General features: G+C 72.1%; 18 protein-coding genes. 10 read left to right on the top strand and 8 right to left on the bottom strand.

All coding sequences use genetic code 11. The features are described from left to right. Window positions 1-375: 375 nt before the first annotated feature. Window positions 376-1167: an SDR family NAD(P)-dependent oxidoreductase gene (locus NFU81_RS23190; RefSeq protein WP_251492982.1), complete on the top strand. Its 792-nt coding sequence runs from the start codon at window positions 376-378 to the stop codon at window positions 1165-1167. Window positions 1168-1201: 34 nt separating this feature from the next. After that, window positions 1202-2185, top strand: coding sequence for an RNA polymerase subunit sigma-70 (locus NFU81_RS23185; RefSeq protein WP_251492980.1), 984 nt, complete (start codon window positions 1202-1204; stop codon window positions 2183-2185). 80 nt (window positions 2186-2265) lie between these two features. On the opposite strand, the gene NFU81_RS23180 is transcribed toward NFU81_RS23185, so the two are convergent. Together NFU81_RS23180 and NFU81_RS23175 are read right to left on the bottom strand one after the other, a co-directional pair. Beyond that, the gene (locus NFU81_RS23180) at window positions 2266-3876 is read right to left on the bottom strand and encodes a chitinase (RefSeq protein ID WP_251492978.1); all 1611 of its coding nucleotides are present in this window, start codon (window positions 3874-3876) and stop codon (window positions 2266-2268) included. A gap of 93 nt (window positions 3877-3969) precedes the next feature. Beyond that, window positions 3970-4209 carry a hypothetical protein gene (locus NFU81_RS23175; protein WP_251492976.1) on the bottom strand — a complete coding sequence of 80 codons (240 nt, stop codon included), beginning with the start codon at window positions 4207-4209 and terminating at the stop codon, window positions 3970-3972. A gap of 271 nt (window positions 4210-4480) precedes the next feature. Between NFU81_RS23175 and NFU81_RS23170 the strand changes: the two genes are divergently transcribed. Beyond that, window positions 4481-5239 carry a TetR/AcrR family transcriptional regulator gene (locus NFU81_RS23170; protein ID WP_251492974.1) on the top strand — a complete coding sequence of 253 codons (759 nt, stop codon included), beginning with the start codon at window positions 4481-4483 and terminating at the stop codon, window positions 5237-5239. 105 nt (window positions 5240-5344) lie between these two features. Here NFU81_RS23170 and NFU81_RS23165 read toward each other — a convergent pair whose 3' ends face one another. Beyond that, on the bottom strand, window positions 5345-6238 hold the full coding sequence (locus tag NFU81_RS23165; protein ID WP_251492972.1) for an AurF N-oxygenase family protein: 894 nt from the start codon (window positions 6236-6238) through the stop codon (window positions 5345-5347). Window positions 6239-6343: 105 nt separating this feature from the next. On the opposite strand from NFU81_RS23165, the gene NFU81_RS23160 reads away from it, so the two are divergent. From NFU81_RS23160 to NFU81_RS23150, 3 genes are all read left to right on the top strand, one after another. After that, a complete protein-coding gene (locus NFU81_RS23160) occupies window positions 6344-7456 on the top strand; it encodes a ferritin-like domain-containing protein (protein WP_251492971.1) in 1113 nt (370 codons plus the stop codon). A gap of 17 nt (window positions 7457-7473) precedes the next feature. After that, window positions 7474-8649, top strand: coding sequence for a CapA family protein (locus NFU81_RS23155; RefSeq protein WP_251492969.1), 1176 nt, complete (start codon window positions 7474-7476; stop codon window positions 8647-8649). Between the two features lie 147 nt (window positions 8650-8796). After that, a complete protein-coding gene (locus NFU81_RS23150; protein ID WP_251492967.1) occupies window positions 8797-9654 on the top strand; it encodes a polysaccharide deacetylase family protein in 858 nt (285 codons plus the stop codon). Between the two features lie 7 nt (window positions 9655-9661). Here the strand turns inward: NFU81_RS23150 and NFU81_RS23145 are convergent, their stop codons facing one another. Both NFU81_RS23145 and NFU81_RS23140 read right to left on the bottom strand, forming a co-directional pair. Then, window positions 9662-11137, bottom strand: a complete 1476-nt coding sequence (locus NFU81_RS23145; RefSeq protein ID WP_251492965.1) for a penicillin-binding transpeptidase domain-containing protein — start codon at window positions 11135-11137, stop codon at window positions 9662-9664. Continuing rightward, window positions 11134-12528: an FtsW/RodA/SpoVE family cell cycle protein gene (locus NFU81_RS23140; RefSeq protein WP_251492963.1), complete on the bottom strand. Its 1395-nt coding sequence runs from the start codon at window positions 12526-12528 to the stop codon at window positions 11134-11136. The genes NFU81_RS23145 and NFU81_RS23140 overlap by 4 nt, the downstream gene beginning before the upstream one ends. Window positions 12529-12636: 108 nt before the next feature. Here NFU81_RS23140 and NFU81_RS23135 point away from each other — a divergent pair, with 108 nt between their 5' ends. The 3 genes from NFU81_RS23135 to NFU81_RS23125 all read left to right on the top strand — a co-directional run bounded on the left by NFU81_RS23135 (window position 12637) and on the right by NFU81_RS23125 (window position 14460). Continuing rightward, window positions 12637-13350: a pentapeptide repeat-containing protein gene (locus NFU81_RS23135; RefSeq protein WP_251492961.1), complete on the top strand. Its 714-nt coding sequence runs from the start codon at window positions 12637-12639 to the stop codon at window positions 13348-13350. Beyond that, window positions 13347-13838 (top strand): glutathione peroxidase, encoded by a 492-nt coding sequence (locus tag NFU81_RS23130; RefSeq protein WP_251492959.1) that lies wholly within the window; start codon window positions 13347-13349, stop codon window positions 13836-13838. The genes NFU81_RS23135 and NFU81_RS23130 overlap by 4 nt, the downstream gene beginning before the upstream one ends. A gap of 397 nt (window positions 13839-14235) precedes the next feature. Beyond that, on the top strand, window positions 14236-14460 hold the full coding sequence (locus NFU81_RS23125; protein ID WP_251492957.1) for a hypothetical protein: 225 nt from the start codon (window positions 14236-14238) through the stop codon (window positions 14458-14460). Window positions 14461-14571: 111 nt separating this feature from the next. On the opposite strand, the gene NFU81_RS23120 is transcribed toward NFU81_RS23125, so the two are convergent. Both NFU81_RS23120 and NFU81_RS23115 read right to left on the bottom strand, forming a co-directional pair. Continuing rightward, window positions 14572-15090 carry a superantigen-like protein SSL4 gene (locus tag NFU81_RS23120; RefSeq protein ID WP_251492955.1) on the bottom strand — a complete coding sequence of 173 codons (519 nt, stop codon included), beginning with the start codon at window positions 15088-15090 and terminating at the stop codon, window positions 14572-14574. Window positions 15091-15240: 150 nt separating this feature from the next. Next, window positions 15241-16248 carry a LuxR C-terminal-related transcriptional regulator gene (locus NFU81_RS23115; protein ID WP_251492953.1) on the bottom strand — a complete coding sequence of 336 codons (1008 nt, stop codon included), beginning with the start codon at window positions 16246-16248 and terminating at the stop codon, window positions 15241-15243. Between the two features lie 183 nt (window positions 16249-16431). Here NFU81_RS23115 and NFU81_RS23110 point away from each other — a divergent pair, with 183 nt between their 5' ends. Beyond that, a complete protein-coding gene (locus NFU81_RS23110) occupies window positions 16432-17673 on the top strand; it encodes a Gfo/Idh/MocA family protein (protein ID WP_251492951.1) in 1242 nt (413 codons plus the stop codon). 10 nt (window positions 17674-17683) lie between these two features. Here the strand turns inward: NFU81_RS23110 and NFU81_RS23105 are convergent, their stop codons facing one another. Further along, window positions 17684-18928, bottom strand: a complete 1245-nt coding sequence (locus NFU81_RS23105) for a DUF4032 domain-containing protein (RefSeq protein ID WP_251492949.1) — start codon at window positions 18926-18928, stop codon at window positions 17684-17686. Window positions 18929-18951 lie beyond the last annotated feature (23 nt).

Here is an 18951-nt window from a genome sequence, read left to right as displayed (position 1 = left end):
CCGGCGGGTCGTACGGGCGTGCCGCGGCCCGCTGCGCCGCCGGCAGCGACAGCGCCGCGGAGGCGAGCAGCGCCCCGCACACCGCGGCGGCGCGCAGCCAGGTCCTGGTTGTCCGAGCCACCTGCATCCCCATGTCCTCCCGGTGACGATCCCTCAGGATCGTGTCATAGGTTGTCGTATCTTCGACAGCTGGAATGGGCGATTCCGCCCAAGTGGGTCACTCCGACGAGTGACCGTCTTCCCTCGCCCTCCGCTCTTCCCCGCGCGTTCACCGCCACACCGGTGCAGCGGCCCACCGATGAGTTTCCGCGCCCGGCGTCGTTACACCGGCAACCGAGCACCACGACACCCCGAAGCACCCCACTGGAGGCGGACATGAGCGGCACCATCCTCGACGGCAGGACCGCGGTGATCTACGGAGGCGGCGGCAGCATCGGCGGCGCGGTGGCCGCGGAGTTCGCCCGGCAGGGGGCCAGGGTTTTCCTCGCGGGCCGCACCCGGGCGACCCTCGACACCGTCGTCGCCGCCGTCACCGCCGCGGGCGGCCGGGCCGAGGCGGCGGTGGTCGACGCGCTCGACCAGGCGGCCGTGGAGGCCCACCTCGACCACGTCGTCGCGGCCGCGGGCGCCGTCGACATCTCGTTCAACCTGGTCACCCGCGGCGACGTCCAGGGGGTGCCGCTGACCGCGATGGCCCCGGCCGACCTGCTGCGTGCCGTCGACAACGGCCTGCTCAGCGCCCTGCACACCGCGGGCGGCGCGGCCCGCCGGATGGCCGCCAAGGGCTCCGGCGTGATCCTGCACCTCAACAGCGGCTCCGGCGCCGGTGCGATGCCCGGCATGGGCAGTACGGGACCCGCCGACGCGGCCACCGAGGCCTTCATGCGCTATCTCGCCGCGGAGAACGGCCCGCAGGGGGTGCGGGTCTGCGGCATCTGGACCGCGGGCGTCGCCGAGACGCTGACCCGGGAGAAGCTCGCCGCGGTCGCGGGCGACCGTGCCCCCGACCCGCAGAGCGCGCTGGACGGCATCGCCGCGATGTCGGTGCTGCGCAGGAACGTGCGGCTGGCCGACGTCGCGTCCACCGCGGCCTTCCTGGCCTCGGACGGCGCCGCCGGCCTGACCGGCAGCATGGTGAACGTGTCCGCCGGACTCGTTCTGCGCTAGACAACGCCGTAGGCCGGAAGACAGGAGCGACCCCATGACCCTCGCGACACCGCAGGACGGCAGGACGGCGTACGACGGCAGCGGGTTCGCCGCGCGCGCCGAACGCCACCGGCGCGAACTGCACGTCCACTGCTACCGGATGCTCGCCTCGTACGACGAGGCGGAGGACGCCGTCCAGGAGGCGCTGCTGCGGGCATGGAAGTCCCGCGACTCCCTCGCCGACGACAGCGGGCTGCGGCCCTGGCTCTACAAGATCGCCACCAACGTCTGCCTCGACCTGCTGCGCCGCAGCTCGCGCCGCCTGACGCACGTTGCGTCCTTCGCCGAGGTGCCGTGGCTCCAGCCCTTCCCCGACGGGCAGTTGGACGAGGTCGCCCCGGTCGCCGAGGAGCCCGACGCGGTCGTGGTGGAGCGGGAGACCATCGAACTGGCCTTCCTGGCCGCCCTCCAGGTGCTGCCGCCGCGCCAGCGGGCTGCCTTCGTGGCGCGCGACGTGCTGGGCTGGCCCGCGGGGGAGTCGGCCGAGCTGCTGGGAACGAGCGTGGCCGCCGCCAACAGCGCGCTGCAGCGGGCCAGGGCGACCATGCGGGCGCACGTCCCGGCCCGCCGCGGCGACTGGAGCGCCGGGGAGACCAGCGCCGAGGAGCGCGACCTGCTGGACCGCTTCATCGCCGCGCACGAGAGCGGCGACGCGGCCGCGGCCATCGCGATCTCGGCGCAGGACCTGCGGATCACGATGCCGCCGTTCCCGATGTGCTACGACGGCCGGGACGCCATCGCCCCGCTCCTGGACCAGGCCTTCGGCCCCGAACTGGGCGGCGACTGGCGGCTGGTGCCGACCCGGGCCAACCGGATGCCCACCGCGGCCAGTTACCTGCGCCGCCCGGGCGACACCGCCTACCGGGCCTTCAAGTTCGACGTCCTGCGGATCAGGGACGGCGCCATCGCCGAGATCACCACCTTCAACGCCGACCTCTTCCCGGCCTTCGGCCTCCCCCTCGTGCTGCCGGAGGACTAGCGCCTGGCGGCGGACAAGCGTACGGCCCGGTCGCCGCCCTCGGGACCGAGCCGTACGCGTATCGGGGAGCTACCCGGCGGTCAGCCGAAGTAGCTGTGGAAATTGTTGCTGAATTCCCAGTTGCTGAATTTGTCCCAGTTCACCGACCACGTCATCAGGCCGCGCAGCGCCGGCCAGGTGCCGTGGGTGGCGTAGCCGCCGCAACTGGTCTTCTTGGTCAGGCAGTCGAGCGCCTGGTCGACCGCGGCGGGGGCGGTGTAGCCGTTGCCCGCGTTGACCGAGGCGGGCAGCCCGATCCCCACCTGCGAGGGGGCCAGCGCCGGGAACATGTTGGCGGTGTTGCCCGCCACCGGGAAGCCGGTGAGCAGCATGTCGGTCATCGCGATGTGGAAGTCCGCGCCGCCCATGGTGTGGTACTGGTTGTCCAGGCCCATGATCGGCCCGGAGTTGTAGTCCTGGACGTGCAGCAGCGTCAGGTCGTTGCGCAGGGCGTAGATCACCGGCAGGTACGCGCCGCAGCGCGGGTCCTGGCCGCCGAACGGCCCTGAGCCGTAGAACTGGTAGCCCATCTGCACGAAGAAGGTCTCCGGCGCCATCGTCAGCACGAAGCCGCTGCCGTAGCGGGCCTTGAGGGACTTCAGCGCCGAGATCAGGTTGACGACCACCGGGGTGGTCGGGTTCTTGAAGTCGGTGTCGCCGGTGTTCAGCGACAGCGAGTGGCCCTCGAAGTCGATGTCGATGCCGTCCAGGCCCCAGGCGTCGACGATGCCGCTCACCGACGAGACGAAGGCGTCGCGGGCGGCCGTCGTGGTCAGCTGCACCTCGCCGTTGGCGCCGCCGATCGACAGCAGCACCTTCTTGCCCTTGGCCTGCTTGGCCTTGATCGCGGCCTTGAAGTCGGCGTCCGACTCGACCGAGGGGCACTCGGCGGCCGAGCAGCGGGTGAAGTGGATGCTGCCCGAGGTCGGCGAGCTGGTCTCGCCGAAGGCCAGGTCGATGACGTCCCAGCTGTCGGGCACGTCCGCGAGGCGGATGTAGCCCGAGCCGTTGGCGAAGGTCTCGTGCAGGTAGCCGACCAGCGCGTGGGCCGGCAGCCCGCCGGAGGACGGCGGTGTCGTCGGGGGAGTGGTGGGAGGCGTCGTCGGCGGGGTGGTCGGCGGTGTCGTCGGGGGCGTGGTCGGCGGGGTGGTGGCGCCGCCGCCGGGACCCTGGAGCGAGATGTCGTCGGCCAGGTACGCGGGCTGCCCGTACCAGCCGTGGACGAAGACGGACGCGCTGGTCTGGCTCGCGCCGGTGGTGAAGGACACGCTCAACTGGGCGTAGCCGCTGCCGGTTCCGGGCGTCCAGGTGCTGGTGCCGCCGTCCACGCCGATGTAGACGTAGCTGCCCTTGACCTGGGCGGTCAGCGTGTACGCGGTGTTCGGCGCGACGCTCACGGTCTGCTTGCACTGGCCGGTGGCGGAGGCGGACGGCACACCCTGGAGCGCGTACGTCCCGCTGTGCGCCTGGCCGCTGACGGCGCCGGCGCCCGCGTCGCACGTCCAGCCGCTCAGGTTCCCTGCCTCGAAGCCGCCGTTGGCCAGGAACTCGCCGGCGCTCGCGGTGGGGGCGAGGGCGACGAGGCCGCCGACGGCGACGGCCGCCGCGAGGGCGGCGGACGCGGCGGCGAGCGATCTTCTCCGGGTGGGCATGGGGGGGCTCCTTCGGTGGGGGACGCTCACCGCGCAGCAAACAGGTTTAGACCAATCGTGTCAATGGTCCGGACCAAAGTCCCCGCCCGTGCGTCAGCCCCGCTTCGACCAGGGCCACTTCGGCCCTGCCGGCGGCTTGCCGTCGGGGTCGAACGTGAACACCCACGGCGTGCGGTGCTTTCCGCGCTCCCCGTGTTCCCGGTGGTACACGTACCGGTGCTCACCGGCCGGCACGGTGTACGAACGGGGCGGCTGCCCCGTCATCCCCACGATCACCTCGATGACCCGGCCGTCCAGCGGCCCCCCGACGAACTCACACTCCTCATGCCTCACCGGCCCACTTTCCCACGCCCCCCGGCCACACCTGCGCCTGACGGCGCGCATCCGCCGGCCGCGACCCGAAGGGGCTGTTCGGTCCGCTCCGGACCACCGGAGGGTGGAGGGCTGGTCGCTCCGTTCTTCCCCAGAGCTTCGCGCGGGGGTACCCCCACGCGCCCCTGAGGAGCACCGCCCTCCGCAGGGGCACCCCCACGAGGCCCCGCGCCGTCGGAAGGGGAGCCGTACACCCCCCGCGGCCGGGGGGAGGGCGCCGTACTCTGAGGGGATGGGCGGTGTGGCGCCGGCGTACCGCCGGATGAGTGTGGCTGAGCGCCGGGCGCAGCTGCTGAGAGCGGCGGTCGACCTGTTCGGGCACCGCCGCCCGGAAGACGTGTCGATCGACGACGTGGCCGCGGCGGCAGGCGTCTCGCGGCCCCTGGTCTACCGCTACTTCCCCGGGGGCAAGCAGCAGCTCTACGAGGCCGCGGTGCTCGGCGCGGCCGAGGAGTTGACCGGGCGGTTCGCCGTACCGTCCGAGGGCCCGCCCACCGGGCGCCTGGCGGCGGCATTGGACCGCTACCTGGCCTACGTCGACGAGCACGCGCCCGCGTACGGCGCCCTGCTCGGCGGTGGCGGCGTCGCCGAGACGAGCCGCACCGGCGCCATCGTGGACGGCGTGCGCCGCCGCGCCGCGGAGCAGGTGCTGCACCACCTGGGCGTGACGCAGCCGGGCCCGCGCCTGGCGATGATGGTGCGGTCGTGGATCGCCTCGGTCGAGGCGGTCTCGCTGATCTGGATCGACGAGGGCCGCCGCCCGCCCGTCGAGGAGCTGCGGGACTGGCTGGTCGACCACTTCATCGGGCTGCTGCTGGTGACGGCGACCACCGACCCGGAGGCGGCGGAGGCCGCCGCCCGCGCGCTGCCCCAGGAGACCGGGGACAGCCCGGCGGGCAGCCTGCTCGCCCGCCTGACCCCCCTGGCCCCTGCGGTGAGCCACCTGCTCGGCGAGGGCGGGGGCGAAAGCCCAAGCCAAGGCGCAGGCTAGCGCCGCACCAGCCGGCCCCGCGGGTCGCCCCGCGCCCCCGGGAGGCCCGGCGCAGCCGACCCGCATCGGCGACCGGCCCGCGTCCGGCCCGCCCGCCCGCAAGCGTCAGCCGACGAGCCCCGACGCCCGCCAGAGCCTCCGGCTCGGTCCCCTGATCAAGCCGATCTCCTCGAAGAAGTCCATCAGCCGCTTCGCCGACTGCTTCATCACGTCCTGCCGGTGCGGGCTGTTCAGCGCCGTGTGGGCGGCGTACTCGGGGTCGAGGCCGACCGAGGCGTAGACCCTGGGGCTGATCAGGGAGCGGGCGATGACCCGGGCGGCCTGCGCGGAGGACAGCCGCGTGAACTCGATCTCCCAGCGCGGCGCGGTGGCCATCTGCCGCCGCAACTCCTCGCGGGCGTACCGGATGTGCCGGGCCTCCTCCACCACGTGGATACGGGTGATGCCGCGCACGAGCGGCTGTATGCGCTCGTCGGGGAAGGTCAGCCGCTGCATCCAGTCGAGGATCTCCTCGGCCAGCAGCGTGCCGGTGAAGGAGCCCGGGGTGGTGGACACCGTCTTGAGGACCCGGCCCAGTTGCAGGTCGAGCCGGCTCGGCCGGTACGCGGGCGTCTCCATCTTCGTCACCGCGCGGGCGAACATCTTGGAGTGCCGGCACTCGTCGGCGATCTCGGTGAGCGCGTAGCGGACGTGGCCGCTGGTCGGGTCGAGGTCGTAGGTGTGCCGCAGCAGCAGCTGCATCAGGATCGTCTCGAACCACACGCCGATCGAGCACAGCGAGGCGGCCTCGTGCCGGCTCAGCGTGATCCGCTGCTCCTCCGAGAGCTGCTTCCACAGCGGGGTGTCGTAGAGCGAGACCAGCTCGGGCGGCCAGTACCAGCTGCCCTCCTCGAAGGGCGCGTCCCAGTCCAGCTCGGTGTCGGGGTCGAAGGAGTGTTTCGCGGACGCCGCGAGGAGGCGCTCCGCGGTCTTCTCGCGGTCGGTCAGTGTGGCGTCCATGCCGAACGGGCCTCCGGTGCACGAGGGTTACCTACGGTACGGCTCTTATGAGACTCTGTGTCAACAAGGCCGTCAAGCCCCCCCGCACGGCGAATGGAGCCGCCCATGTCGACGGAAGGCCGTTACACGCGACCGCCCACCGAGTGGATCTGGCAGGTGCCCGCGCAGGGCTCGGCCCGTTTCAGCTGGGAGTACGACGACGGCCGCGACCGGCTGCTCGCGCTGTACCAGAAGGGCAAGGACAAGCAGTGGGACGCGGTCCGCCGGATCGACTGGGACCTGGAGGTCGACCCGTACGACCCGCTGGGCACCCCGGACGAGGCCATGTCGCTGTACGGCACCCGCTACTGGGACGCGATGTCGGACAAGGACCGCGGCCTGCTGCGGCAGCACTACACTTCGTGGCAGTTCAGCCAGTTCCTGCACGGCGAGCAGGGCGCGATGGTGTGCGCGGCGAGGATCGTGGAGTCGGTGCCCGACCTGGACGCGAAGTTCTACTCCGCGACCCAGACCATGGACGAGGCGCGGCACGCGGAGATCTACGGCCGCTTCCTGCACGAGAAGATCGGCATGCTCTACCCGATCAACGACAACCTCCAGGCGCTGCTCGGCGACACCCTGCGCGACTCCCGCTGGGACATGCCGTACCTCGGGATGCAGGTGCTCATCGAGGGCCTGGCACTGGCCGCCTTCGGCATGATCCGCGACACCACGAACAAGCCGCTGCCCAAGCAGATCCTCGCCTACGTCATGCAGGACGAGGCCCGCCACGTGGCCTTCGGGCGGATGGCGCTGCGCGACTACTACAAGCAGCTCACCGACGCGGAACTGCGCGAGCGCGAGGAGTTCGTGATCGAGGGCTGCTACCTGATGCGGGACCGGCTGCGCGGCCTTGAGGTGCTGGAGAACTTCGGCATCCCCACCGCGGAGGCGGCCGAGCTGACCGAGAGGTCGGAGTTCCTGCACCTGTTCAGGAAGCTGCTGTTCTCCCGGATCGTGCCGTGCGTGAGGGACATCGGGCTGTGGGGGCCGCGGCTGCAGAAGGCGTACGTCGACCTGGGCGTCTTCGACCTCGGGGACTCCAACCTGGACCTGCTGATGACCCAGGACGAGGAGATCGCCGAGCGGCTGGACGCCGAGCGGTTCGCCGCCGAGGAGGAGGCGCGGGTTTCCGAGGTGACGGAAACCATCAGTCAGGGGGGCGGCGGAGCCGCGTAGGATCGTACGCTTGTCCGATGACGGACACCGGACCGATATCGCGGCGCGCGCAACGCCGGGCCAAGGCGCGTCGCCGGCGCCGCAGAAACGCGGGCATCGGGGTGTCCGTGGTGCTGCTCGCCGCGGTGGCCACCGGCTGGGCGGTCTACGGCCGCGGCGGCAGCCCCGCCGACGCCGCCGCCCGCCAGGCCACCGGGCCGGCCCCGGCGGCGACGCACGGCGCGGCCGCGAAGCCGTCGGCGAAGGCCCCGGCGGAGCCGAAGGGGACCGTCACCCTCGCCTTCGCCGGCGACGTCCACTTCACCGAGCGCACCGCGAACCGGCTCGGCGTCGACCCCGCGCTCGGCCCGATGGCGGCGACCCTGTCCGCCGCCGACTTCGCGATGGTCAACCTGGAGACCGCGATCACCACCCGCGGCACCCCGCAGCCGAAGAAGTACCACTTCCGCACCACCCCCGCCGCGCTCGGCGCCCTCCAGCGCTCCGGCATCGACGCGGTGACCATGGCCAACAACCACGCCGTCGACTACGGCGCGCAGGGCCTCACCGACAGCCTCGCCGCCCAGGCCTCCTCGCCCATCCCGGTGGTCGGCATCGGCGCCGACGAGGCCGCCGCCTACCGGCCGTACGTCACCACGATCAACGGCGTGCGCCTCGCGGTGGTCGCCGCCAGCCAGGTCCAGGACTACACCAACCAGAACTTCAGGGCAGGACCCGACAGTCCCGGTATCGCCTCCGCGCTGGACCGGACGCGGCTGCTGCAGGCGGTACGGGACGCGAAGAAGCAGGCCGACGTGATCGTGGTGTACCTGCACTGGGGCACCGAGGGGCAGAGCTGCCCGGGACCCGAGCAGAAGTCGATCGCCGCCGACCTGTCCGCGGCGGGCGCCACCGCGGTCGTCGGCACCCACGCGCACGTGATGCTCGGCTCGGGCATGCTCGGGCCGACCTACGTCGCCTACGGCTTCGGCAACTTCCTCTGGTACGGCTCCTCGCCCTACCCGCACTCCGACCAGACCGGCGTCACCACCCTGACCGTGACCCACGGCAAGGTCGCCAAGGCGGTCTTCACCCCGGCCCTGGTCGACGGCAACGGAGTGCCCCGGCCGCAGACCGGCGCCGCGGGGAGCAGCATCACCGACCGGTACGCGCAACTGCGGGGATGTACGGGCCTGGCGACCGCTCCGCACTGATACGTCCTGATCGTGTAACGACCCCCTGGTGGGGGCGGGGCGAAGGAACCGTACTGTGGGCGCCCGCATCTATCCGTGCGCAGGCCGCGCTGGACACGGATCTGCGACATCTGGACGGGCGACGAAGTGGGCGGGCGGTTACTCATCATGACGGGACGGCGGATATCCCTCGGGCGGCTCAAGGGCGCACCCCAGGCGGCGGTGATAGGGGTCGCGCTGGCGGTGGTGCTGCTCGCGGCCCTGGTCTCCGCGCTGGTGGCGCCGGGCGGCGGGGGCAGCGACGCGCATGCCGCCTCGCCCACCGGCGACCAGAAGGGCGGCACCCAGCACGCCTCCGTGCCGCCCGGCTCGACCGGGTCGCACACCCCGGCCACCACCCCGCCGACCACGGTCGCCGCGGTGCCGGACTCGATCGTGCACCAGGCCGAGGCGCCCGGTAAGGCGGTCAACATCACCATCGACGACGGCCCCGACCCGCTGTGGACGCCGAGGGTCCTCGAAGTGCTCAAGCGGCACCACGTGCACGCGACGTTCTGCATGATCGGCCCGCAGGCCAAGGCGAATCCCGCCCTGGTGCGCCGGGTCGTCGCCGAGGGCCACCGGCTGTGCGACCACACGGTCACCCACAACGAGTCGATGGACCACAGGGACTTCGCGTACCAGCAGAAGGAGATCATGGACGCCCTCGACATGATCGAGGACGCGTCGGGCGGCGCCCCCGTGCAGTACTACCGGGCACCCGGCGGCGCCTTCACCCCGGCCAGCCGCGCGCTGGCCGCGAAGAACGGGATGCGGCCGCTGGGCTGGAACGTCGACACCAAGGACTACACCAGGCCCGGGGTCGGCACGATCATGGCCACCGTCAAGGGCGAGATCAGCAACGGCCCGACCGTCCTCTTCCACGACGGCGGCGGCGACCGCAGCCAGACCGTGACGGCCCTCGACCAGACGCTGACCTGGCTGGCCCAGCAGGGCTACACCTTCAGCTTCCCCAAGGTCCGCTGAGCAGCCACTAGTTGTACGGCCGGGGCGGCGCGGCCAGTACCGACCGCATCACCGCCCGCGCGATCGGGGCCGCGATGCCGCCGCCCGAGATGTCGGCCCTGGCCGCCTCCGCGTCCTCCACGACGACCGCCACCGCCACCGCCGCCCGGCTCGCGCCGGGCGGTTTGGCGTAGCTGATGAACCACGCGTACGGCGTGCCCTTGTTGCCCACCCCGTGCTGTGCGGTGCCGGTCTTGCCGCCGACCACGGCACCGGGGATCGCCGCGTTGGTGCCGGTGCCGTCGGCGACGACCGCCTCCATCAGCTGCTGCAACTGTTCGGCGGTGCTCTCGCCGAGCGCCCGGTGCAGCCGTGCCGGACCTGTGTGGGAGACCACCGCACCGCCGTGGTTGGTCACCCGGTCCACCAGATAGGGCGTCATCAGCTCGCCGCCGTTGCCGACCGCGGCCGCCACCATCGCCATCTGCAGCGGGGTCGCGGTGGTGTCGAACTGCCCGATCGAGGAGAGCGCCACCTGGTCGGGGCTCATCTTCGTGTCGAAGTTGCTCTTCGCCACCACCGTCGGCACCCGCAGCCCGCTGTCGTTGAAGCCGAAGGCCTCCGCCTGCCGGGCCATCGCGGTCAGGCCGACGTCCGCGCCCAGCTTGGCGAAGACGGTGTTGCACGACACCCGGAAGGCGTCGTAGACGCTCGCGTCGGCGCAGCCGCGGCCCTCGTTGGTCAGCGACCAGGTGGTGCCGGGCAGCCGGTAGGGGTCGGGGGAGTCGGTCGGCGCCAGCAGGTCGGTGACCGCGCCGGTCTCCAGCGCCGCGGCCGCGGTGACCACCTTGAAGGCGGAACCCGGCGGATACGTCTGCCGGATCGCCCGGTCCAGCATCGGCTGCGCCGGGTCGTCGTTGAGCCGCTGCCACTGGGCGGTGACCGCGGGTCCCGTCCCCGCGAGCAGCGCCGGGTCGTAGGACGGCGACGACACCAGCGCCAGGATGCGCCCGGTCGCCGGGTCCACCGCGGCGACCGCGCCCCGCCGCCCGTCGAGCCCGTCGTAGGCCGCCTTCTGGGCCGCCGCGTCGATCGTGGTGTGGACGTCGCCGGGGCGCTGCCGGTCGCGGGTGATCTCGTTCCACAGGGGCACCGAGGCCAGTTGGGAGCTGGTGCCGGACAGCAGCCCGTCCTCGGTGCCCTCCAGCAGCGAGGTGCCGTAGGTCTGCGACGCGAAACCGGTCACCGGCGCGTACAGCGGCCCGTCGCGGTAGGTGCGGGCGTACGCCAGCTGGCCGCCGGTGTCCTGCGACCCGGTGACGCTCCTGCCGCCGACCAGGATGCCGCCGCGCGGGTGCTCGTAACGGGCGATGGCGATCCGCCGGTTGGCCGGGTCGCGGGCGTACGAGCCCGCGTCGACGACCATCACCCGCACCGCGTTGGCCGCGAGCGCCAGCAGCAGCACCAGGCTCAGCGCCGCGCAGCGGCGGATGCAGCGGATCACGGGGCGCCCTCGGGCAGGTCCGGCAGCGGGCGGCGGGCGCTGTCGCTGACCCGGATCAGCAGCGCCACGATGATCCAGTTGGTGACCACCGACGAGCCGCCCTGCGCCAGGAAGGGCATCGCCATACCGGTCAGCGGGATCAGGTCGGTCACCCCGCCGGTGATCACGAACACCTGCAGAGCCAGGATCGTCGCGAGCCCGACCGCGAGCAGCCGCCCGAAGGGGTCGCGCAGCGCGAGGCCCGCCCGCATCCCGCGGGCCACCAGAAGCGCGTAGAGGGCCAGCAGCGCGCACAGCCCGGCAAGGCCCAGCTCCTCGCCCGCGGTGGCCAGGATGAAGTCCGACTTGGTCGCGAAGCCGATCAGCGCCGAGTGCCCCTGCCCCAGGCCCGTACCGAGCACCGCCCCGTTGCCGAAGGCGAACAGCGACTGGGCGAGCTGGCCGGGGCCGAGCCCGGCGTCGACCGACGCGAAGGGGTGCAGCCAGTCCTCGACCCTGCTGTGCACGTGCGGTTCGAGCGAGCCCACCGCGACCGCGCCGGCCGCGGACAGCAGCAGGCCCACCGCGACCCAGCCGGTGCGGCCGGTCGCCACGTAGAGCAGCACCACGAACAGGCCGAAGTAGAGCAGCGAGGTGCCCAGGTCCCGCTCCAGCACCAGCAGTCCGACGCTCAGCAGCCAGATCGCCAGTACGGGGCCGAGCACCCGCCCGGTGGGCAGCTGGAGCCTGCGCAGCCCGAAGACCTGCCGCCCGGTGTACGCCAGCGCCGCCCGGTTCGCCGACAGGTAGGCGGCGAAGAAGACCGCGAGCAGCACCTTCGCGAACTCGCCCGGCTGGATGGAGAATCCGGCGGCCCTGATCCAGATCTTCGCCCCGTTGACCGCGGGGAAGAAGATCGGCGCCGCCATCAGCGCCAGCGCCCCGGTCGCCCCGAGATAGGAGTAGCGGGCCAGCATCCGGTGGTCGTCCAGCGCCAGCACCACCAGCACGAACAGCGTGATGCCCAGCGTCGACCAGACCAGCTGGGTCGGCGCGGCCCGCGGCCCGAGTGCCGGCTCCAGGTCGAGCCGGTAGATCAGCACCAGGCCGAAGCCGTTGAGCAGCACCGCGATGGGCAGCAGCAGCGGGTCCGCGTAGGGAGCCCTGGCCCGCACCGCCAGGTGCGCGAGCACCGCGAGCAGCGCGAGCCCGGCGCCGTAGCCGGCCGCGTCGCGCGGCACCGCCCCGCTGGTGGCCAGGCCCACCTCCGCGTAGCCGTACACCGACACCAGCACCGCCGCCACCGTCAGCGACAGCTCCACCCCGCGGCGGCGGGACCCGGGCGGCGCCGCGGGTCGGGCCGCGGCCGGGGGAGCCTTCGGTGGCGGAGCGTCGGCCGACGTTGCGCTCATGGGCTGCAACCTAGCAAGGCGCGGCCGACATGTCCGTCATGTCGCCCGCGAGGCGGCGGAGCCGGTCCCCCCGGGGCGCTGTCAGGCCCCGCGCGTAGGGTTTCCCGTGTGACCGCACAGGGCGCACGCGCCGCCGTCCCCGAGGACCTCGCCGACCTTCCGTACGCCGCGCTGCTGAGCCCGCACACCGGGCCGCTGGCCGTCGAGGGCGACTACGACACCGTCCACCTCGACCGGCTCGACGTGCCCGAGGGGACGGGGGCGGCCGGCTCCCGCTTCCTGGAGTCGGCGATCACCGACTGCGTCCTGGCCGGCACCGACCTGCGCGGCGCCCGTTTCAACGACGCGTGGGCGTCGGGCACCCGCTTCACCGGCTGCACCCTGGCCGGCAGCCAGTGGCTGGACACCGCGCTGGTCGGCTGCTCGCTGGCCGGCGTCGAGGCCTACGACGCGGTGCTGCGCCGGGTCACCTTCGTGCGCTGCAAGCTCGACTCGGTCAACCTGCGCTCCGCCGCGCTGCACGACGTGGCCTTCGAGGACTGCGTGCTGCGCGACGTCGACTTCGGCGAGGCCAGGCTCGACGGGGTGACCTTCCCCGGCAGCCGGATCGAGCAGGCCAGGTTCGGCCGCGCCACGCTGAAGAACGCCGACCTGCGCGGCGCCCTGACCATCGACCTCGCCGACGGCTACGAGTCGCTGCGCGGCGCCGTGATCTCCCCGGCCCAGCTGCTCGACCTCGCCCCGGCGCTCGCCCAGACCCTCGGCCTGACCGTGGCCGAGCCCGCCCTCACGTCGCACCACGACAGGAGCACCACACGATGAGCACCCTCCACGACATCCCGCTGCAGACCCTCGACGGCGCCGCCACCACCCTCGGCGAGCACCGCGGCAAGGCCGTCCTGGTGGTCAACGTGGCGTCCAAGTGCGGGCTGACCCCGCAGTACGAAGGCCTGGAGCGGCTCCAGCAGAAGTACGCGGACCGCGGCTTCACGGTGCTCGGTGTGCCGTGCAACCAGTTCGGCGGCCAGGAGCCCGGCACCGCCGAGGAGATCCAGACCTTCTGCTCCACCACCTACGGCGTCAGCTTCCCGCTGCTGGCCAAGGCCGATGTCAACGGTGCGAACCGCCACCCGCTCTACGCGGAGCTGACGCAGCTGCCCGACGCGGCGGGCGAAGCGGGCGATATCACCTGGAATTTTGAGAAGTTCCTGGTCAACGGCTCGGGAGAGGCTGTTGCGCGATTCCGCCCCGCTGTCGCTCCGGAGGCCTCCGAGGTCACTGGGGCGATCGAGGCGCTGCTGTCGCGCTGACCCACTCCCCGGGGTGGCACTCCCGGTCTGACCTGGGACGGAGGTGCCTAGATGCGCGTATGCGCCATGGCAGAATCCGGCCGGTCGGCGGACATTGTCCGGAAGCTGCCCTGCTGGAAGTCTTTAACCACCGCCCCGGCGACGAGAAGGGACAGTGGAAGTGCAGGACTACGAATTCCGGACCGGCCACCTGTGTGTCGAGACGGATCCTGCGCTCTGCCTGCCCTGCCAGGAGCGGTTGGATCGGCAGCTCGCCTTGCTTCCCCGGGTATACGGCGAGTTGGAGGTTGTACTCGTAGCAGCGCAGGACCCCGGCGACAGACTGTCCGGCACTGACCGGCCCGGCATCCCCCTGAACGGGTCGGCAGTCGAGGCGCGCGCAGCTATTCGGGACACCTTGGCCTCCTGGGCCGATCTGATAGTCGAGGGCCGCACCGTCCGCCTCCCCCTGCGGACGGTGCCGGCCCTCGCGGCCTTCTTGCGCCGCCACCTCGGCTGGCTCGCCGTTCACCCGGCAGCCGACGACGCGGCCACCGATATCGACACCGTCCTGCAGCACGCACTGACCGTCGCCAGGCCGCACCACGCCCTGATGGCGATGGCGGTCTCGGTCGGGTCCTGACCCGAGCTCCGACCGGGCCGTCCGCCCCGAGGTTCCCCCCACGAAAAATGCAAGAAGCACCGTGCGGTCCGCGAATCATCACGGACCGCACGGTGCTTTCGGCTGCGTGCGCTATACCTCGACGGCGGTGGGGAACCAGCCGGCCGGGGCGGCGGTCTGCGGGAACCACCCGGCGGGAGCGGCCGCGGGGGTGGACTGCGGGAACCATCCGGCGGGAGCAACCTCGGGAGCGGTCTGCGGGAACCAGCCGGCGGGAGTCGCCCCCGGGAACCAGCCCGCGGGAGCAACCTCGGGAGCGGTCTGCGGGAACCAGCCGGCGGGAGTCGCCCCCGGGAACCAGCCGTCGGGGGAGACCGGCGTGGTGGAGTCCGGGAACCAGCCGGCGGGAGTCGCCTCCGGGAACCAGCCGTCGGGGGAGACCGGCGTGGTGGAGTCCGGGAACCAGCCCGCGGAAGCAACCTCGGGGAACCATCCGTCAGGGGTGACGGTGTCGGTCGAGGAGACCGGGGCCGGGGCGGGGGAGGAAGAAGCAGTCTCGGCGGCAACGGCAGTGCCGGCGGCCGACGACAGAACGAGCACCAGTGCTGCAACAGCGGAGACATGGGTCGAACGCCGGATCCGCGACATCATAATCCTTAGGTGGGCAGAGAGAAGTGGGTGCTCACTATGGTGGTGTGGCGACACGTAACTTTCCCAATGATGGCAAATGCACACAGGCGGAAGCCAGGTTCCGCTTGTGCGTATCTCTGCCATGGCGTGAATGCGCCGGTGTGATCGTCTTCAGATCAACCCGTGCGCTGCCGCAAGCACCCCTGCCTGGAATCGGCTCTCAGCCTCAAGATACCTCATGATCTCGGAAACCAGGCGACTCACCGTCCTCAGTGACACCCCGAGTTTTCGGGCGATCCGCTCGTCCGTCAAGCCGTTGGCCAGCAGTCGCATCGTCGTGCGGTGCTGTTCCGTCAGCTCGTTGTCCGGGTCGAGGCCGTTCGCCGCGTTCGCTGTGTAGGGGACCGAGCGCAGCCAGCAATCCTCGTACATTGCCACGTACGAACGCACGAGAGCCGGTCCTCTGACGACGACTGCGGGGCCTGAGGGGTCTTCCGGATTCGCTAGTACCAGCGCACTGTGTGTATCAGCCATCAGAAGATCGAAAGGCACCTGCGGCGCCAATCGGACCTCCACTCCCGCGGCAGTGAGATCGGAGAGATATTTACGCTGCCTGGGTGCGGAATTAATGCTCTGGCCATAAATGGCGCGTACCTTTATGCCGCGGGCTATGAGCGCGTTGTCCGCGGTGAGCGAGCCGGCCAGGACCTCGCTGGAGGGCAGCGGCCCCGGGTGCATCCAGCTCGCCGACTCGGTGATCGTCGCGTCGAAGTCGCGCAGGAACTGCCGCCGCCGGTGGTCCTTGGTGACCAGCTCGACCTCGATCTCGGCGTTCTCCCGCATCACCGCCGGGCGGTACCGCTCCATCAGCGACTCGGCGGCCGTGACCATCGAGGTCAGCTCGTCGCGCTGGCGCCGTAGCGAGGCCCGCTGGCGGGCCAGCAGCTCGATCAGGGCGGTGTCCGGTTCGACCGGGTCCACCACGTCACCGGTGTCGCCGGGGCGGATCAGCCCCAGCTCCTCCAGCTCCCGCCAGCCCGCCTCGGCCTCTGCCTCGGTCAGCCCGATCGCTGCCGCGGCCTTCGCCGGGACGGAGGAGCCATTGGTGCGCAGCGTCTGATAAAGGGCGAGCCCGATGTCGGCCGCATTCGGCCCACCGCCCCTCACCGAATTGGCCACGGATTCCCTCTTTCGTCGCCGGGTGCGCCGAAACGTGCAGGTGCCTGCAAGGTGGCAACCGCACGCTATACCGACTCTAGCAATGGATGGCCCTCACGCCATGGGGGAGATCACGGTTCGGACACCCCGGCGTCGCGGTCGCGCCACGTTTCCTGGTAGGAACGAACCCCGAACGCCGAAAGGATGAGCACGATGCGTCAGGCGGGGCAGCAGGGGCAGCCGGGGGTGCCGGACACCCTCACCGCAGCGGAGAACCCGTGGCCGGAGGGTGCCTCCGGCTCTGCGGACGAGCCGGAGTCCACCCCCGCGCCGGTAAGGGTCGTGGTCATCGGTGCGGGCAAGGTCGCGCACGCCGCGCACCTGCGGGAGATCCGCGACCTGCCCCACTTGATCAGGCCCGTCGCCGTGATCGACCCGGATCCCGCGCACCGCGCGGCACTGATGGCCGGATTTCCCCGGACCGCGGTGTGCGGCACGCCGGAGGAGTCGGTGTGGGCCGGGGCGACGGCCGCGCTCGTGCTGTCCCCGTGGTGGACCCACCGGGAGGCCGTGCTGGGCTGCCTGGACGCCGGGCTGCCGGTGCTGTGCGAGAAGCCGGTCAGCCTGGACCCGGCCGAGATCGACGAGCTGATCGCGGCCGAGGTGCGTACCGGCGTCCCCGTCACCGCCGGGTACATGAAGCGGCACGACCCGGTGGTGCAGCTGTTCATCGAGCACTGCCGGGAGCACGCGGACACCGCCCGCAGGATCGCGGTGGACATCCACGACCCGAACGCCCCGCACCTGGTCGACCACCTGGTGCCGTACCCGGCGCCGCCCGTCGGCCCGCAGCCGCCGCCCGCCGAGGCCGCGCTGGCCCGCGCGCTCGGCCCCGGCGCCTCGGCGCTCCAGCGCGACGTCTACGCCCGCGGGCTCGGCGGCTCGCTCATCCACCAGGTCAACATCGTGCACGCGGCGCTCGACGGTACGGGACGCGCGCTGCACGGCAGCCTGGAGCACAGCATGCAGTGGGCCGGGGGCAGCGCCGTCAGCTGCCGCTGGCGGCCGGACGACGACCTGGTCGTGGAGGTCAGCCACCTGCGGGTGCCCGCGCACCGCCGCTACCGCGAGACGCTGGAGTTCACCGGCACCGACTCGGTCGCGACGCTCACCCTGCCCTCGCCCTACGCCCGCGACGAGGGCGCGACCCTGCACATCGACACGTGGGACGCCGGCACCGGTATGGCCACCCGGCGCACCCACCAGGCGGGGCCGGCCAGGATCGGCTTCCGCGAGCAGCTGCGGGCCTGGACCCGCAGCGTGTCCTGGATTCCGAACCCGGGTCCGCGCCCGGCGCCGCGGCCCGGCATCTGGCCGCTGCCAGGACTGCGCGAGGTGCGTGCCGACGCGCTGGCCGTACGCGAGGCGGCGCTGCGGCTGACCTGAGGCGCCGGGGTCACTCCGGCTCGTCCACCAGCGCGTTCGGGTCGGGTATGTGCGGCAGGACGTCGGAGAGGTAGTCGGCCACCGCCTCGTCGAGGCCGACGTCGTGCCCTGCGGCCTCCGACAGGTACCAGCGGTGTTCGAGAATCTCGTGGTAGACCTGCGCCGGCTCCATGCTGCGCCGCAGGTCGGCCGGGATCAGCCGCACCGTGGGCCGGAAGACCTGCCGCACCCAGCGGTGCGCGAGCACCTCGGGGCGGGCTCCCAGGCCCATCGGGTCGCCCGGCGCGTAGTCGTCCTGGGTGGTCATCCAGGAGTCCAGGTCGTTGAGCAGGGAGCGGGCCTGGTTCTCCTCGGTGTCCATGCCGGTCAGCCGCAGCAGCTGGCGCTGGTGGTGCCCGGCGTCCACCACCTTCGGCAGGAAGGTGACGCTGTCGCCGGCCGGCGAGCGCTGGATCTGCATCTCGGCGACGTCGAAGCCGAGCTCGTTCAGGCGGCGGATGCGCCGGTCGATGTAGTGCCGCTTGTCCGCCGGGTAGACCGACTCGCGGGTCAGCTCGTGCCACAGGTCGTTGTAGCGCGAGCAGATCGCCTCGGCGAAGGTCACCGGGTCCACGGAGGGGTGCAGCGAGCCGCCCGCCTCCAGGTCCATCAGCTCGCCCGCGATGTTCACCCGGGCGAGCTCGATGTCGTAGTCCCGCTGCCCGGCGCTCAGTTCGGGCTGGATCTGCCCGGTCTCTGCGTCCACCAGGTAGGCGGCGTAGGCGCCGGCGTCGCGCCGGAAGAGGGTGTTGGACAGCGAGCAGTCACCCCACGCGAAGCCCACCAGGTGCAGGCGCACCAGCAGCACCGCGAGGGCGTCGAGCAGCCGGTTGACCGTGCCTGGCCGCATCGTCGTCTCGAACATCGAGCGGTACGGCAGCGAGCCGTTCAGGTGCCGGGTCACCAGCGCGGGCTCCAGCTCCTTGCCGTCCGCGTCGACCCGTCCGGTGACCACCGCGATCGGGTCGACGCCGGGTATCCCGAGCCGGTCCAGGTCCCGCAGCAGGCCGTACTCGCGGACCGCCGCCCACTCGCTGACCTCCTTGATCGCGACCACCTCGTCGCCGGCCCGCGCGAAGCGCACCACGTGGCGCGAGATGCCGCGCGGCAGCGCGACCAGGGACTCGTCCGACCACTGTTCCAGCGGCAGATGCCATTCGAGGTCGAGCAGGTCGGAGGGATGCCCGGCGTCGAAGGCCCTGATCTGCAGCGGCATGGCGCGTCTCGTCTCTGGTGGTC

The sequence above is a fragment of the Actinacidiphila cocklensis genome (assembly GCF_907177275.1).
GTDB classification, from domain to species: Bacteria; Actinomycetota; Actinomycetes; order Streptomycetales; family Streptomycetaceae; genus Actinacidiphila; species Actinacidiphila cocklensis.
The sequence above is the reverse complement of the archived record's forward strand: the minus strand, read 5'-3'. Positions and strand labels throughout refer to the sequence as shown.

What these genes read in the sequence shown, in the direction of transcription:
- NFU81_RS23190 (WP_251492982.1), top strand. Translation starts at nt 376, where the DNA reads ATGAGCGGCACCATCCTCGACGGCAGGACCGCGGTGATCTACGGAGGC.
- NFU81_RS23185 (WP_251492980.1), top strand. Translation starts at nt 1,202, where the DNA reads ATGACCCTCGCGACACCGCAGGACGGCAGGACGGCGTACGACGGCAGC.
- NFU81_RS23180 (WP_251492978.1), bottom strand. Translation starts at nt 3,876, where the DNA reads ATGCCCACCCGGAGAAGATCGCTCGCCGCCGCGTCCGCCGCCCTCGCG.
- NFU81_RS23170 (WP_251492974.1), top strand. Translation starts at nt 4,481, where the DNA reads ATGGGCGGTGTGGCGCCGGCGTACCGCCGGATGAGTGTGGCTGAGCGC.
- NFU81_RS23165 (WP_251492972.1), bottom strand. Translation starts at nt 6,238, where the DNA reads ATGGACGCCACACTGACCGACCGCGAGAAGACCGCGGAGCGCCTCCTC.
- NFU81_RS23160 (WP_251492971.1), top strand. Translation starts at nt 6,344, where the DNA reads ATGTCGACGGAAGGCCGTTACACGCGACCGCCCACCGAGTGGATCTGG.
- NFU81_RS23155 (WP_251492969.1), top strand. Translation starts at nt 7,474, where the DNA reads ATGACGGACACCGGACCGATATCGCGGCGCGCGCAACGCCGGGCCAAG.
- NFU81_RS23150 (WP_251492967.1), top strand. Translation starts at nt 8,797, where the DNA reads ATGACGGGACGGCGGATATCCCTCGGGCGGCTCAAGGGCGCACCCCAG.
- NFU81_RS23140 (WP_251492963.1), bottom strand. Translation starts at nt 12,528, where the DNA reads ATGAGCGCAACGTCGGCCGACGCTCCGCCACCGAAGGCTCCCCCGGCC.
- NFU81_RS23130 (WP_251492959.1), top strand. Translation starts at nt 13,347, where the DNA reads ATGAGCACCCTCCACGACATCCCGCTGCAGACCCTCGACGGCGCCGCC.
- NFU81_RS23120 (WP_251492955.1), bottom strand. Translation starts at nt 15,090, where the DNA reads ATGATGTCGCGGATCCGGCGTTCGACCCATGTCTCCGCTGTTGCAGCA.
- NFU81_RS23110 (WP_251492951.1), top strand. Translation starts at nt 16,432, where the DNA reads ATGAGCACGATGCGTCAGGCGGGGCAGCAGGGGCAGCCGGGGGTGCCG.
- NFU81_RS23105 (WP_251492949.1), bottom strand. Translation starts at nt 18,928, where the DNA reads ATGCCGCTGCAGATCAGGGCCTTCGACGCCGGGCATCCCTCCGACCTG.